Here is a 13,997-nt window from a genome sequence, read left to right as displayed (position 1 = left end):
TTTATCTCCTCTTTTTCGCCTTGTATTGACGGCATTTTATTAAAAATGCCTTTGGAAGTTCCGGAATGCCATAGTAATAAAAATGAGGAAAGCCTGCAAACAAAGTGTCGGATGCGAATATACATTCCCAGCCTCTGCTGCCCACAGGTTTTTTTGCATAGAAATCCTGCCCGCAGCAGTCGGAATCATAGTAGTGAAATTCGTGGGCTGTAAGTTTTGCCGGACCGGTTCCAAACAAGGTTCCCGATCTCTGATGTAAAGAAATATATCCGAACCTCGAAAGTCTGTCCTTTTTATATGCCTTCCCCGGAATCACGCCTGCCATTTTCCTGAAAACGCCGTCTTTATCCTCCATCTCCCTGTGAAGATACAGAAAGCCTCCGCACTCGGCCATACATGGAAGGCCGGAGGACACAGCAGATGCAGTCTCTCGTCTCATCGCATGATTTTCCTCAAGTTCCATTCCATAAAGCTCCGGATAACCGCCGTAAAAGATCAGTCCGTCCAAATCTTTCGGCAGGTGTCTGTCATGAATGGGCGAAAAAAACACAAGTTTTGCTCCCATGTCACTGAGCAGTTCTAAATTTTCTCTGTACATAAAACAAAAGGCCTCATCTTCCGCAATTCCAATCCTTACCTTAGAAAGGTCTGTGTTCTCAAAATAATCCGGAGGATCTGTTTCATCATCTGCCTCCAGAGAAGCGGCACCTTCCGCAATCCTGAATAATGTATCCCAGTCAATGGTTTCTCTCATAATGCCTGCAAGACGGTGAAGCTTATCTTTGATATCCGTAATCTCCTCCGGCAAAATAAGCCCGAGATGGCGGCTTTTAAACACACAGTCCGGGACTTCCGGCACATATCCCACAACCGGGATGTCCAGCTGTTCCTCAATCAACTGCTTCATCCGGGGATAGAGCATCGGAGATATCCGGTTTAAAAGGACTCCCCTGATCCCGCTGTCCTTTTTCCATGATAAAAAGCCATGGATCTGAGCCAGAACAGAGGTGCTCACCCCTTTTGCATCGACGATCAGGACTGCGGGAGTGCCTGTGATTTTACACAGTTCATATGCACTGGCTTTTGTCGTTGTCCCTCCGAGGCCGTCATAATACCCCATGACCCCTTCCATCACAGCCAGATCGGCGTTTTTTGCATGGCGGACCAGCAGGGATCTGACTGCCGGGCCGGGTGTCAGAAAGGGGTCTAAATTCCAGGCATCGGTTCCGACTGCTTTGCGGTGAAACATCGGATCAATATAATCCGGTCCGCACTTAAAGGACACCGTCTTTCTGCCCATCCCGCCGAGGGCGGCAAGAATGCCGCAGGTCACCATCGTCTTCCCGCCTGCACTCTGCGGGGCCGTAAATAAGAGTCTGTCAATCTTCACGGCACGCCTCCCCGGTTCCGGAGCAGGCAAGGATATAAACAGGATTTTCTCCCATCATCAAATGATAGCTGCCGGCTTTTTTCGCCCTGCTCACCGTCACATTCACGATATCCGGCTCCGTAACAGGCAGAGTTTGAAAGGCCTTGACTGCCTCTGTAAGTGTCTCCAGAGTAATGCAGTTCATAACGATCCTGACCCTGGGATTTTTCTTTAATACAGAATGAAGGATTTCTGTAAGATTGCCTGAGGTTCCTCCAATAAAGACATGGGTTGGGGGTTCCAGCCTTTTTATTGCCTCCGGTGCCGTTCCTTCCACGATATGAATAGAATCCATACAAAATTTTCTCCGGTTTTGACGGATCAAATCTGCCGCTTCCAGTTTCTTTTCCACCGCATATACGCGTCCTTCATATGCTTTCTCTGCCATCTCTATGGAGACAGATCCTGTGCCTGCACCGATATCATAGCAGACAGCATCTTTTAAAAGCTTAAGCTTTGAAAGAGTGATGCTCCTCACTTCCTGCTTCGTCATGGGAACCTTCCCGCGCACGAACAGATCATCCTGTAAACTGTGAAGTGCAAAACGTTTCCGTGGCCTGGGATTTTCCACACAGAGCACACTTAAAGCATCCGTCCGGCAGCAAAGGAATTCCTGCGGCAGACCGGATCTGATCTTTTCGTCGGGGTAGGAAAGCCGTTCCCCCGTATGGAAGATAACGTCGTCAAGGCCATATTGAAGGAGTTCATTTGCCAGCTCCCCGACTTCTGTTCCTGTGCCCAGGATCGCAAATACCTTCCTGCTGGACGCTATTTTCTGTACAAGATGTGTTTTCTGTCCATGGCAGCTTACCATCACTGCATCTTCCCAGGAAAGATGCAGTTTCGCCATGAAATAGGACAGAGAAGAAATACCGGACACCGCTTTTACATTCCATTCTTTTTCTGAAGACAGCAGTCCGTACAGTTTTTTTGCCCCGCTGTAAAACCCGGGATCTCCTGACATAGCAATGACAATATGGTAATAAAATGGATGAGACTTTATGAAGGAAAAGATTTCCTCACTTTTGTATTCCTTATAAAGCTCTGCCTTATGAGCGTTTCCGGCCGCTTTTTCTGCTGCCTCCAGCACCCGGCCGGCTCCGATCAGAAGATCTGCATTTTGGCATGCACGCACTGCCTCCCCGGTCATCATTTCGATACTTCCCATTCCCACGCCTGCAAGAGTAATCTCCGGACGGTATGGTATCTGAAAACGCTCCCTAAGCATCTTCCGGCATTCTTTGAAGTTAAGCCCCTCTTCCTTTTTCGGCCTCCCGATAATCAGAAGCTTTGCCCCCGCCTCTTTAGCAGCCTCTAATTTTTCCGGAAATCCGCCTTCCATTCCGGAGGCCTTTGTCACCATCCATTTACAGTCATACTGCCTGAGCATTGCAGTATTCAGTTCCTTTGAAAACGGCCCCTGCATGCAGATCAGGCGGCTTCCCCGAAACCCGAGTCCGGCACAGCTTTTTGCCACGTCCGGCAGGGAGAGGACTCTCGCATAAATCCTCTCTTCATAACCAGGAACCGCGGTAAACTCTGCCAGATCTTTGCTTCCGGTTGTCAAAAGAACATTTCCCTCTGTACGTGAAAGAAACTCCGCTGCTTCTTTTGCGGAACTGACATATGTAATGTCTCCTCCGTCCCATGTCCCCTCGTCCCTGACCAGCCGTATCAGCTCCGTATGGGTATGGATACAGGCTGACCGTATATTCTCCGTCACCAATTCTGCATACGGGTGTGTGGCGTCTACCACAAGATCCGGTTTTTCGGTTCTGATCTGTTCTTCCATCTTTTCTGCGGAAAGCCTTTCATAGGACAGGACCATATTCTCCGCTTCCCCGATCAGGCTTTTTCCATATTCAGTTGCAGTAAATACAAAGACCTCCACACCGGCCCGGCTTAGAAACCCCGCCAGTTCCCGGCCCTCTGTGGTGCCCGCAAATAAAAATACTTTATACATCTTTATATCCTCTCGGAGTGACCATCGCTTCGGACAGGGTCTTTGTCTGGGAATTCCCAACAAATACTGTGGTAAACATATCGGCCTCTGCATCTTTAAGGTCCTTAAGAGTCAGGAGAAACTTTTCCTCCCCCTCTCTTCCAATATTTTTTACGATTCCGCATACCGTGTCCGGGGATTTATACTTGAGCATGAGTTCACAGGCCTTTTTCAGATAATCCCGCCGCTTTTTGCTGGACGGATTGTACAGACAGATAGAAAAGTCTGCCCTGGAAGCCGCAAGAATCCGTTCCTCGATGGTTTTCCATGAAGTCAGCAGATCACTCAGGCTGATGACACAGAAATCATGGGTCAATGGAGCCCCAAGCAGCGCTGCTCCGGCTGTGGCCGCCGTGACCCCCGGTATGACTTCCAGTTCTGTATCAGGATATTGTGCGCCGATTTCATACATCAGACCAGCCATCCCGTAGATTCCCGCATCCCCGCTGCAGATCATCGACACGGTCTTTCCCTTCCGCGCCTCCAAAAATGCCATCCGGCACCGGTCTGCCTCTTTTGTCATGGGGGTAGATAAAAATTGTTTTCCCGGCAGGTGATCTCTTACAAGATCAATGTATACGGTGTATCCGATGATGACATCGCTCTGTCTTAAAATATCTGCCGCCTTTGCGGTCATCTGTTCAAACGCTCCCGGGCCGATGCCCACTACATATATTTTATGACTCAAACCTGATCCTCCAATCTTTTAACGCAAGAGCTGCGGTCACGCCGTTTCCTGCCTGTCTGCCCACGATCAGTTCTCCTCCGTCTCCGGCCGCCAGAAGGGCGCTTCTCTCACATACATTATCTGCGCCGGTCACACGGCTGACAAAGGCAGAGGACATAAATGCTCCTTCTGCCTGCATCAGCTCTTCGGCAGTGAAACTTTGAAAAGGAATTCCTTTCTCCCGGCAGAAAACAAGGAGCCCGCGTTCTTCCTTTTTTAAATCAATGCTGGCTGTCAATCCCAATGCCAAAGGCTCAATCCGGCCTTTTTCACAGGCCTGTAAAAAAGCCTGTTTTATGGCTTCTTCCGGCGTGTCTTTTCTGCATCCCACTCCAAAAACGACTGCTTTCGGAATCAGCCTCAGGGTTTTCTGAAAAGGAAGAAAATCCTTCCTCACAGAAATGCAGATGCCGAGTTTTGTGTCTTCTCCCCGTACCAGTCCCTCCGGCAGATTCCCAGACACCGGAAAGTCACTGTGAAACCCGACCGGAGTCCCTGACAGCAGAGAGGCTGATATTTCTTTGGCAAGCCCAAGATCCATGATATGCAGACGGTGCTTTTTTGCAAACAGATCCACCGCAAACACCTGATTTATATCCGTAGCCGTAGTAATCACAGGAACAGCCCCCGTGAGGAAAGCCGCCTGTTCTGCCAGATCGTTGGCGCCTCCCAGATGTCCGGACAGCAGAGGAACCGCAAAGCTCGCTGCCTCATCGACCGCTATGACTGCGGGATCAGTGTCTTTGCTTTTGACAAAAGGTGCAATGGCCCTCACTGCGATCCCACAGGCCCCGATGAAAAATAAGGCTTCTTTTTCCTGAAACTGTCTTGCGGTCCAGTCATTTAATGATTCTGTCACACAGTGTACATCCCGGTTCTTAATATATCTGGATTTCACTGAGATCTCTGCCTCGTGACCTGACTTTTTGAGACCCGTCTTCAATTTCCCGGCAATATTCAATCCTCTTTGGCTAAAGCAAATGATGGCTGTCTTCATTTTTCGATTCCTTTTCTGTATCCCGTAGTAAACTCCGGATCATAGAGCTTAGACCTCTTATAATGGTGATGGGAGACCGCATCTCCCACAATGATCAGCGCTGTTTTCGTGATCCCGTGCTCCCTTACCGTCTGGCAGAGAGTCCCCACAGTGCAGAGAAAGGTCTGCTCATCCTCCCAGGTCGCCTTATAGACGATGGCCGCCGGTGTCTCCCGGGTGTATCCGCCTTTCACAAGCTTCTCTGATAATTCTTTTATCATTCCTGTACTGAGGAAAATCACCATGGTGGCCTGATGGGCAGCAAAGGATTCGATGTTTTCTTTTTCCGGGACCGGAGTCCTTCCCGCCATCCTTGTGATGATGACGCTTTGTGACACATCGGGAAGTGTATATTCTAAGTTCAGGGCAGATGCCGCTCCGCAGAAAGAACTGACACCAGGACAGTAATCATAAGGGAGTTCTTTTTCATCCAGAAGGTCCATCTGTTCCCTGATGGCGCCGTAAAGACATGGATCTCCAGTGTGCAGCCGGACTGTGTCCTCTCCCGCCAGTTCCCCTTCTTCCATGACCTTGAAAACTTCTTCCAGTGTCATTTCTGCGCTGTTATAGAGCTTACAGTCAGGTCCGGCATATAAAAGAAGCTCCGGATTGACCAGAGATCCGGCATAGATCAGGATATCCGCTGTCTCGATCAGCTGCTTTCCCCGAACGGTGATCAAGTCCGGCGCTCCGCTGCCTGCTCCGACAAAATAAATCATTGTACATCCTCCTGTTCCTTTACGATAATCAGAGAGTAATACCCTGCCTCCTGGGGGATCTCTTCAATGCTGTCATAAAGTCTTTCATTTTTCATTCCGCAGTTTTCTACCATTCTTCCGGCCAGTTTTTTTTCGGACAATTTCTCCTTCACCTGAGCCAGTTGTTTTCCGGCCTTCATGAATACTTTTGTCCCCGAAAGTTCCAGCCAGTCTTCCACCTCATATGCAGCCGGTATAATGTGCAGTGCCTGATCTTTCTCTGCAAGCCCTGTTTCCATCCTGGCAGCGGCCGCACAAAAGGAAGGAATACCGCTTATGATCTCTGCCGGAAATCCCTGTTTTCTGACGATCTTATGTAAATACAGGTAAGTGGAATACACTGTGGGGTCACCGAGCGTTAAGAATGCGACATCCATCCCTTTCTTAAGACATTCTGTCAGAAAAAAAGCCCCCGATTCATGGCTCTCCCTCAGTTTTTCTTCATCTCTCGTCATAGGCATGTGGATTCCGATCAGTTTTTTATCTTTTATTTCCGGACACGCCTTTGCCGCGATCTGAAAAGCTGTGCTTTCTTCCGGATTTCTGCCCGGAACAGCGACTGCCCTGCACTCCCTGATCTTTCTCACTGCCTTTAAAGTCATAAGTTCCGGATCTCCCGGGCCTACTCCAATTCCATATAGTGTTCCGCTCATTCTGTCTCCTTTAGTTTCTGCCATAATAAATCGGTGTGTTTCGTCTGCCCCAGAAATCCGTGCCCGCCAGAAAAGACCACGGCACCGGTCAACAGCCTGTCATAGGCCCTTCGGGAAAGATTTTCCCCGATCCTTTCTAATACGTCTTCCATCGTCCGTTCCAGAATCCCTTCTGATTCCAGAAAAGAAATGCCTTCCTCCGTCGTCTTTATTTGAAGGATCTTTTTGACCGTTTTAAGGCCGGCCCCGTTTCTTACTGCAGCGGCTGCCATAAGCTCTGCCCGGCAGTCTGCCTCTCTCGAGTGGGTATTCATGATCCCGCCTGCAAGCTTGATAAACTTTCCGATATGGGACACAAACAGAATTCCCCTGGCTTTTAAATTGACAGCCATGTCTATCGTATCACCCACAAAGTTACTGCACTTTAGTATATTGTCTCCCGAAATGCCGCAGTGTGTTTTTACATAGTCAGCCCCGTAATTGCCGGGCGTCACTAAAAGATATCCGTTTCCCTCTGCGAGAAGAATCCGCATCTCTGCCTCAATACTTTTGACCATCGCCGCTTCGCTCATAGGTTCTACGATCCCGGTGGTCCCGAGAATTGAAATGCCGCCTTCGATCCCGAGGCGCGGATTGAAGGTTTTCTTTGCCGTCTCCCCGCCCTCCGGCGTCCGGACGGTTACTGAGAGGCCGCCTTCATAATCGGAACGGTCAAGGACTTCCCGCACGGCATCTGTGATCATCTCTCTCGGCACAGGGTTGATGGCCGCCTCGCCGACTGGCAGGAAAAGGCCTTTTCTTGTAATTCTGCCGATCCCCTCTCCTCCTTCGATGAAAATTCCGGGAGAAGGGATTTTTTTCACCTCCGCATAAATATGAATACCGTCTGTGACATCCGGATCGTCCCCGGCATCTTTGGTAACACAGCAGGAAACCGAATTATCTGATACCCTGAAATCCTCCAGGGGCAGAAAAAGACGGATACCCGCAGGTGTCAGAAGAGAAACATTTGATTCCTGTGTTCCCAAAAGCAGGGCTGCGGCGGCTCCTTTGGCAGCGGCGGCCGCACAGGAGCCTGTCGTAAAACCGCATCTCAGTTCTTTATTCTGTTTTATGACCTTATGCTCTTTAAGTCCCCTGCTCATAGAATTCCTCCCGGTTGTCTTCTCTAGCACAATGTGGGCAAGCCCACTTCAACGCCCCAATCCCTTACTCTTTGAGGGGCTTGATAACTTTGCGTGCCAGATGCGATTTGCCGAAGGCAAATAATTTCCTTACGCATCTGTGCACAACCCGCGGAACGTTTTTATTTCATAGGGAAGGTCATAGGACTTTCCTGTGAAATGAAAAAAAGGAATCCATCACTTCCAGTGTCAGATCTACATCCTCCTGTTTCATAGCATTGTTAAAGAAAATAGCTTCAAACTGAGAGGGGGCCAGATGGATTCCGTGATCCAGCATATAATGAAAATACTCTGCAAATGCCTGTACATCGGAAGTCTTTGCGTCCTCATAATTGGCAACCGGACGGTCCGTAAAAAACAGACAGCTTAAAGACCCTGTCCCTGTAATCTGATATTCCTTTCCGTGCCGCCTTAGGATCTCTTTTACACCGCTTCTGAAAGACTCTCCGAGTTTCTCAAGATGCCGGTAGATTTCCGGGTGTTCTTTCAGAATCGTAAGTTCCGTGATGCCGGCCGCCATGGCAACCGGATTTCCGCTCAGAGTCCCGGCCTGATAAATGCTGCCGAGAGGTGCGATCATTTCCATGATCTCACGCCGTCCTCCGTAGCAGCCTACCGGCATGCCTCCTCCGATGATCTTTCCGAAGGTGGCCAGGTCCGGCGTCACGCCGTAAGTTCCCTGTGCACCTGCAAGTCCCAGCCTGAAGCCGGTAATGACCTCATCAAAGATCAGCAGTGTCCCGTTCTTGGTACAGATATCTCTGAGTTCCTGCAAAAAGCCTTCTTTCGGCAATACAACCCCCATATTTGCCGCTGCCGGTTCAATGATCAGCGCGGCGATCTGTCCCGGATTTTCTTCAAATAGTTTCCTAACGCTGTTTATATCGTTATACACCGCAGTCAGGGTATCCTTCGCACAGCCCTTTGGCACACCGGAGCTGTCCGGGATTCCTGCCGTCATCACACCGGACCCCGCTTTTACGAGCAGTGCGTCAAAATGTCCATGATAACATCCCTCAAACTTGATGATCTTATCTCTGCCCGTAAATCCTCTCGCAGCCCGGATCGAACTCATCACGGCCTCCGTGCCCGAATTGACCATGCGGACCATATCAAAACACGGCACCAGATTGCACAGCAGTTCTCCCATCTCCACTTCGATCTCTGTAGCCGTACCAAAGCTCAGCCCATTTTGTGCGGCTTCCACGACCGCTTTTTGGATCTCCGAATGGTTATGTCCGAGGATCATCGGTCCCCAGGAGCCGATATAATCCAGATAGCGTTTTCCCTCTTCGTCATATACATAAGTACCTTCCGCTTTTTTAATGAACCGCGGACAGCCTCCCACAGACTGGTAAGCCCTCACCGGGCTGTTGACGCCTCCTGGCAGCACCCGTTTGGCACGGTTAAATAAATCTTCTGATCTGGTCATCATCCGATCCTCCCTTCCCTCATAAATCCGGCAATCTCCTTAGCAAAGTACGTCAGGAGTATATCACAGCCTGCCCGGTAAATCCCGGCTGCCGTCTCACAGATCATCTGATCCTCATCGATCCAGCCCTTCATGGCTGCCGCCTTGATCATGGCATACTCCCCGCTGACGCTGTATGCAGCTACTGGAAGATCTACCGTACTGCGCACTTCTCTCACAATATCCAGATAAGAGAGAGCCGGTTTCACCATGATGATGTCCGCTCCTTCTTCACAGTCCTGTTTCACTTCCTTCAGGGCCTCCAGGCGATTATGATAATCCATCTGATATCCCTTCCGGTCTCCGAAGGAAGGGGCAGATCCTGCGGCATCCCGAAACGGGCCGTAAAAAGCGGAAGCATATTTGGCCGCATAGGACATGATCGGCACATCTGTGTAACCGTGCTGATCCAGCAGACTTCTGATCTCAGAGACCCGGCCGTCCATCATATCAGACGGGGCTACCATATCGGCCCCGGCCTGTATCTGGGACAGGGCTATCTTAGCGATCATGGGCAGAGTCTTATCATTGTCCACCCGGTGTCCGCTCAAAATGCCGCAGTGTCCGTGGGAGGTATACTCACACATGCACACGTCTGTAATGTAATAAAGATCCGGCACTTCCTTCTTTGCCTTTCTCAATGCCTTCTGGATGATGCCGTCCTCTGCCCACGCCCCGGTGCCGCACTCATCCTTTGCATCCGGAATTCCAAACAGCATAACACTCGGCACCCCGGCATCTGCCATTTCGTTCAGAGCTTCCGGCATGCGGTCCAGACTGTACCTGAACTGTCCCGGCATGGACGGGATTTCTTCCTTCACATTTTCTCCCTCCCGCACAAAAAGCGGATAAATGAGAGAAGACGCATCCATCCTCGTCTCCCGCACCATCTTTCTCAATACCGGTGTAGACCGTAGCCTTCTTGATCTTATTGTCATATCCATTCTGCATCCTTCTTTCTGTATCATTTATTCTCGTATCTGTTCTGCAAGGCGCCGGCCAAGCTCACCGGCACTTTGTGCTTTTCCCCGAATGCTCTTTTCCCTTCCGGTGCCGTCTGATTCATCGCAGTAAAACCCGGTAAGGTTAAGGTCGCTTCCTGTAATCTCTGCATATGCCGCGATCGGAGAAGAACAGCCCCCGTCCAAAGCACGTACAAAACTCCGTTCCGCCTCGGTCACAAGTTCCGTCCCCCTGTCATGGATACATGAAAAAAAGGACTGGTCAAAATCTTTTCTCACCTGAACGCACAGTGTCCCCTGTCCGGCCGCCGGCAGCATTTCTTCCACAGAAAAATAACGGCTGATCCGCTCTTCAAGGCCTGCCCTTTTTAGTCCCGCGGCCGCCATGATCAATGCAGAATACTGTCCGCCGTCCAACTTACGAAGCCTCGTATGGATATTCCCTCGGATACTTTGAAATTCTGCTTCCGGAAACAGGCCTCTGGCCTGCAGAACTCTTCTCGCACTGGAAGAACCGATCACCTGTCCGGGTTCCCCAAAATCTCCGGTCAAAGGCAGCACAATCACGTCTCTTGGATCACCCCGTTTGGGCACTGCCGCCACGGGAAGGTCATCGGAGATCTCCATAGGCAGATCCTTCATGCTGTGGACCGCCATATCGATCCTTCCGTCCAGAAGAGCCTGATCAAGCTCTTTCACAAAGAGTCCCTTTCCTCCGATCTTATCTAACGTCTTATCAAGAATCTTATCCCCGGTAGTTTTCAGAGTCACCAGCTCAAAAGAAAGATCCGGATAATTTGCTTTTAACTGCTCTATTACAAGTTTTGTCTGAGCCACAGCCAGAAGGCTTTCGCGGCTTCCGATCCTCAGTCTTTTTGGTTCCATATCAAACTCCTGATTCTGTCTGCTGTCTGTTTTGTCTTTTTATGGTCGGTGCCTCCGGATGTGACCCCGATGACAATATCGCCGTCCTTTATAACAGAAGGAAAATAAAAACTGCACTCTTCTTTGCAGTCGCTGATATTGACGGGCATTTTCTCCCTCCGGGCTTCCAGAAAAACAGCGTGATTGACTTCCCTGTTATCTGTTGCGGCAAGCACCATATCAAAATCTTTCAGGTCTCCCGGAACATAACTCCTTGAAATCCAGGTGACAAAGCCGTCAAGGACCATATCTTCTATCCCTTTGCAGACAGACAGTGATATGACTGTGATATGTTCATGAAACATTTGGAGTGTCTTAAGCCGCCGCAGGGCGATTGCTCCTCCTCCGACCATCAAAATCTTGAAATCCCGGATATCTGTGTACATCGGAAAATATCCCATGGTCAAGCCTCCTTAAAAAATATCCACCTCATCTGCCGACAGTTCCAGCGCCTCAAAAATATGTTTCCACTCCTGCCTCGGGAGCACATCCTTAAGGCCGAAGAGAATCCGTTCAACCGCTGATTCTGATGCCCTCATCACCTCTTTTTTAAGGCCGCATACATCCTGGTGTTTTTTTCTGAGTTCCCTGTATGTTTTCTTCAGCTTGGCATTGGTCAGCTCCCCGGCAGCACTGCCGACCGCCCGGACCAGCGGAATATAATCCCTGAAATAATACCAGTTCATAAATTCATCGGACTGCTCACAAATAATTTCTTCTGCCTTCTTAAGCTCCCCGTCATCTGCCGATACCTGAAGGCCCAGATCGTCCATATCTAAAAGGCAGCATCCGGGCAGCTCTGCAAGACCCGGGTCCAGATCCCTGGGCACTGCCAGATCTGTAAACACATAAGAGCGGTGCTCTTTAAAAGTCTCTGCCGCCTGCTGTGCGCGTATCGTATAGTGCGGGCTTCTGGTGGCACTGAAAATAAACTCCATAGCTCCCATGGCGCTGTAACGGTCCTGGTAAGAGACAACACCGCATCCTGCCGGGATCATGACGTCCTGTTTCCGATACTGCCGCAGAGTCATGGAAACACAGGCCCCTTTATGTACCAGCCATGCGGCCAGAAGACGGCCCATTTCTCCGTTTCCGATAACCAGACATTGTTTTCCTTTAAATGAGCCGTATTTGTCTTCCAAAATCGAAACAGCCCGTTCCGGCACGGAGGTGTCCCTGCTTCCGATCCGGGTTTCCGTTTTGACTTTTTTTGCCGCCGTCACAGCCATCCGAAACAGCGTGTCCAGAACAGGGTCCGGCTTACAGCATTCTCTGGCACGGTTAAGGGCCTCTCTGACCTGGGACACAATCTGGTCTTCCCCAAGGATCTGAGAGTGGAGCCCGCTGGCCAGTTCCATCAGATAAAAGACGGCCTCGGTCCCGGCCCTTCTGACGAACAGTTCTCTCCCCGAATCCTTTAAAAGAGACAGCTGTGAAAAAAGGTAATCCAGAGGGTCAGGTGTCAGATTATAAAACCAAAGTTCTGTCCGGTTGCAGGTCGACAGAACGATACAGGACGCATTTGGGTCCGTTTCCTTCACAGACTTCATGAATCGGGTGGCTCCCGAATCTGTAAATGCAAACGGCTCCCTCTCCTCCACCGATGCCGTATGATAATCTATTCCTATCATCGAAAGTTCCATAACTAGCTCCTTTTTATATCTGAAAGAATTTTAGCACGTTTTACAGAAAAAGCGCAACTAAAAACAAAGCTTATCCGGCATTTCTCTGCCAAACACCCGGATAAGCTCAGAAAAGTATACCCGCAGGGCACACCGTATTTAATACCCTTCGGGTGGACGTGCTTCGCACGATAAGGTATATGGAATGTTATTTATGCTTTGCATTCTTTTTACAGTTTGCCGCAGCCAGACCGCATACCAGAGCCGTGAGCATGACTCCTGCCCAAGCTGCAAATTCCAAAGGCTCCCCAGCTTTAGCCGCATTTTGGGTGACCCGCTTCGATTGCGCTGAACTGCCGGTCTTCGGTTTCGGCATAGTGAGGTCAGAAATCACCTGGTCTGTCAATCCTGTGAGATTATCCACAGAGCTGCCCCCATTGACTTTAAATACAATGGATGCCTCGGCTCCCTGAGCACCTCCGTATTCTGAGCCTCTGGATATGATGGAAAATGCCGCCGTTGATTGTCAGATTGCCGTTCTGAGGATGATAAACTGCGGCTCCGCCGGTATTGAAAGCTTTTACGGTGCCTGATTATGATCTCCATTTCCAATCCTCAGGCCATATCCCATCATGCCGGCGTTTGGATTCAATATAAGCTTCATATTCTCCAGGTGCAGTTTGACTCTTTGTCTTGCAAACATCGGTATGCTTAACTTGTCTGATTCGCTGCTGTCATTGGTGATCGTTCCGTTTTTCTGCTTGACTTCAGTCGTTTCCCCATATTTATTTATCACAAAAGACTGCTCTTTTATGGAGCCAATACTGTATCCGTTCAAGTCCAATGTCATGGATTTATCAATCGAGAATTGTTCATTGGACGAACATGCCATTCGCCTCTTCCATAATATATCCTTTGAGCTTTCTCCATCGGCCTGAAAGATGACACCATTATCATCTACCTGATAAAATAAATTTCTTCTTTCTTGCATCAACACTTGATACAAACTAAGCATTTGAATACAAAATGAGTAAGTCCACAACAGCATAATAGGCTCGTGCATTCTTCATGCGTATTTCAAAACGGTTTTTAATCTCTGTGTCCAAGTCAACCCGTTTTATCACACCGCCAGCCGTCATACAATCGAGCATGAAGTCATACCATGAGCGTTCCTGTGCCCCCTTGTTAGATAACGGGAGCTACATAAAGCTCGCCACAGGCTCGCTCAC

14 protein-coding genes are annotated in these 13,997 nt (G+C 49.6%); all 14 read right to left on the bottom strand.

The annotated features are described in order from the left end of the window. Position 1: 1 nt before the first annotated feature. Entirely contained in the window at positions 2-1,390 is a 1,389-nt protein-coding gene (locus P8F77_RS09045) for a cobyrinate a,c-diamide synthase (protein WP_024727636.1), read from the bottom strand. Further along, complete coding sequence (gene cobK, locus P8F77_RS09040) at positions 1,380-3,392, bottom strand: precorrin-6A reductase (RefSeq protein ID WP_287518370.1); 2,013 nt, start codon at positions 3,390-3,392, stop codon at positions 1,380-1,382. The genes P8F77_RS09045 and cobK overlap by 11 nt, the downstream gene beginning before the upstream one ends. Then, positions 3,385-4,068, bottom strand: a complete 684-nt coding sequence (gene cobJ / locus P8F77_RS09035) for a precorrin-3B C(17)-methyltransferase (RefSeq protein ID WP_051405212.1) — start codon at positions 4,066-4,068, stop codon at positions 3,385-3,387. The genes cobK and cobJ overlap by 8 nt, the downstream gene beginning before the upstream one ends. A 40-nt stretch (positions 4,069-4,108) precedes the next feature. Continuing rightward, positions 4,109-5,155 carry a cobalt-precorrin 5A hydrolase gene (locus tag P8F77_RS09030; RefSeq protein ID WP_024727639.1) on the bottom strand — a complete coding sequence of 349 codons (1,047 nt, stop codon included), beginning with the start codon at positions 5,153-5,155 and terminating at the stop codon, positions 4,109-4,111. Further along, the gene (gene cobM, locus P8F77_RS09025; protein ID WP_024727640.1) at positions 5,152-5,913 is read right to left on the bottom strand and encodes a precorrin-4 C(11)-methyltransferase; all 762 of its coding nucleotides are present in this window, start codon (positions 5,911-5,913) and stop codon (positions 5,152-5,154) included. Before cobM ends, P8F77_RS09030 begins: the two co-directional genes overlap by 4 nt. After that, on the bottom strand, positions 5,910-6,605 hold the full coding sequence (gene cobI / locus P8F77_RS09020; protein ID WP_024727641.1) for a precorrin-2 C(20)-methyltransferase: 696 nt from the start codon (positions 6,603-6,605) through the stop codon (positions 5,910-5,912). Before cobI ends, cobM begins: the two co-directional genes overlap by 4 nt. After that, positions 6,602-7,750, bottom strand: coding sequence for a cobalt-precorrin-5B (C(1))-methyltransferase CbiD (cbiD, locus tag P8F77_RS09015; protein WP_024727642.1), 1,149 nt, complete (start codon positions 7,748-7,750; stop codon positions 6,602-6,604). Before cbiD ends, cobI begins: the two co-directional genes overlap by 4 nt. Before the next feature lie 178 nt (positions 7,751-7,928). Then, complete coding sequence (gene hemL, locus P8F77_RS09010) at positions 7,929-9,221, bottom strand: glutamate-1-semialdehyde 2,1-aminomutase (RefSeq protein WP_024727643.1); 1,293 nt, start codon at positions 9,219-9,221, stop codon at positions 7,929-7,931. After that, positions 9,221-10,204: a porphobilinogen synthase gene (gene hemB, locus P8F77_RS09005; protein WP_024727644.1), complete on the bottom strand. Its 984-nt coding sequence runs from the start codon at positions 10,202-10,204 to the stop codon at positions 9,221-9,223. Before hemB ends, hemL begins: the two co-directional genes overlap by 1 nt. Positions 10,205-10,228: 24 nt before the next feature. Next, complete coding sequence (gene hemC, locus P8F77_RS09000; RefSeq protein ID WP_024727645.1) at positions 10,229-11,107, bottom strand: hydroxymethylbilane synthase; 879 nt, start codon at positions 11,105-11,107, stop codon at positions 10,229-10,231. Continuing rightward, on the bottom strand, positions 11,089-11,547 hold the full coding sequence (locus P8F77_RS08995) for a bifunctional precorrin-2 dehydrogenase/sirohydrochlorin ferrochelatase (RefSeq protein WP_024727646.1): 459 nt from the start codon (positions 11,545-11,547) through the stop codon (positions 11,089-11,091). The genes hemC and P8F77_RS08995 overlap by 19 nt, the downstream gene beginning before the upstream one ends. A 12-nt stretch (positions 11,548-11,559) precedes the next feature. After that, the gene (gene hemA, locus P8F77_RS08990) at positions 11,560-12,789 is read right to left on the bottom strand and encodes a glutamyl-tRNA reductase (protein WP_270432939.1); all 1,230 of its coding nucleotides are present in this window, start codon (positions 12,787-12,789) and stop codon (positions 11,560-11,562) included. A 187-nt stretch (positions 12,790-12,976) separates the two neighbouring features. After that, the gene (locus tag P8F77_RS08985; RefSeq protein WP_148460390.1) at positions 12,977-13,192 is read right to left on the bottom strand and encodes a hypothetical protein; all 216 of its coding nucleotides are present in this window, start codon (positions 13,190-13,192) and stop codon (positions 12,977-12,979) included. A 156-nt stretch (positions 13,193-13,348) separates the two neighbouring features. Further along, positions 13,349-13,759, bottom strand: coding sequence for a hypothetical protein (locus P8F77_RS08980; protein ID WP_347256430.1), 411 nt, complete (start codon positions 13,757-13,759; stop codon positions 13,349-13,351). Between the last annotated feature and the right edge of the window lie 238 nt (positions 13,760-13,997).

This window comes from Anaerostipes sp. PC18 (assembly GCF_039789045.1).
In the GTDB taxonomy this organism is placed as follows: Bacteria; Bacillota; Clostridia; order Lachnospirales; family Lachnospiraceae; genus Anaerostipes; species Anaerostipes hominis.
This window is presented reverse-complemented; position numbering and strand designations above follow the sequence as displayed.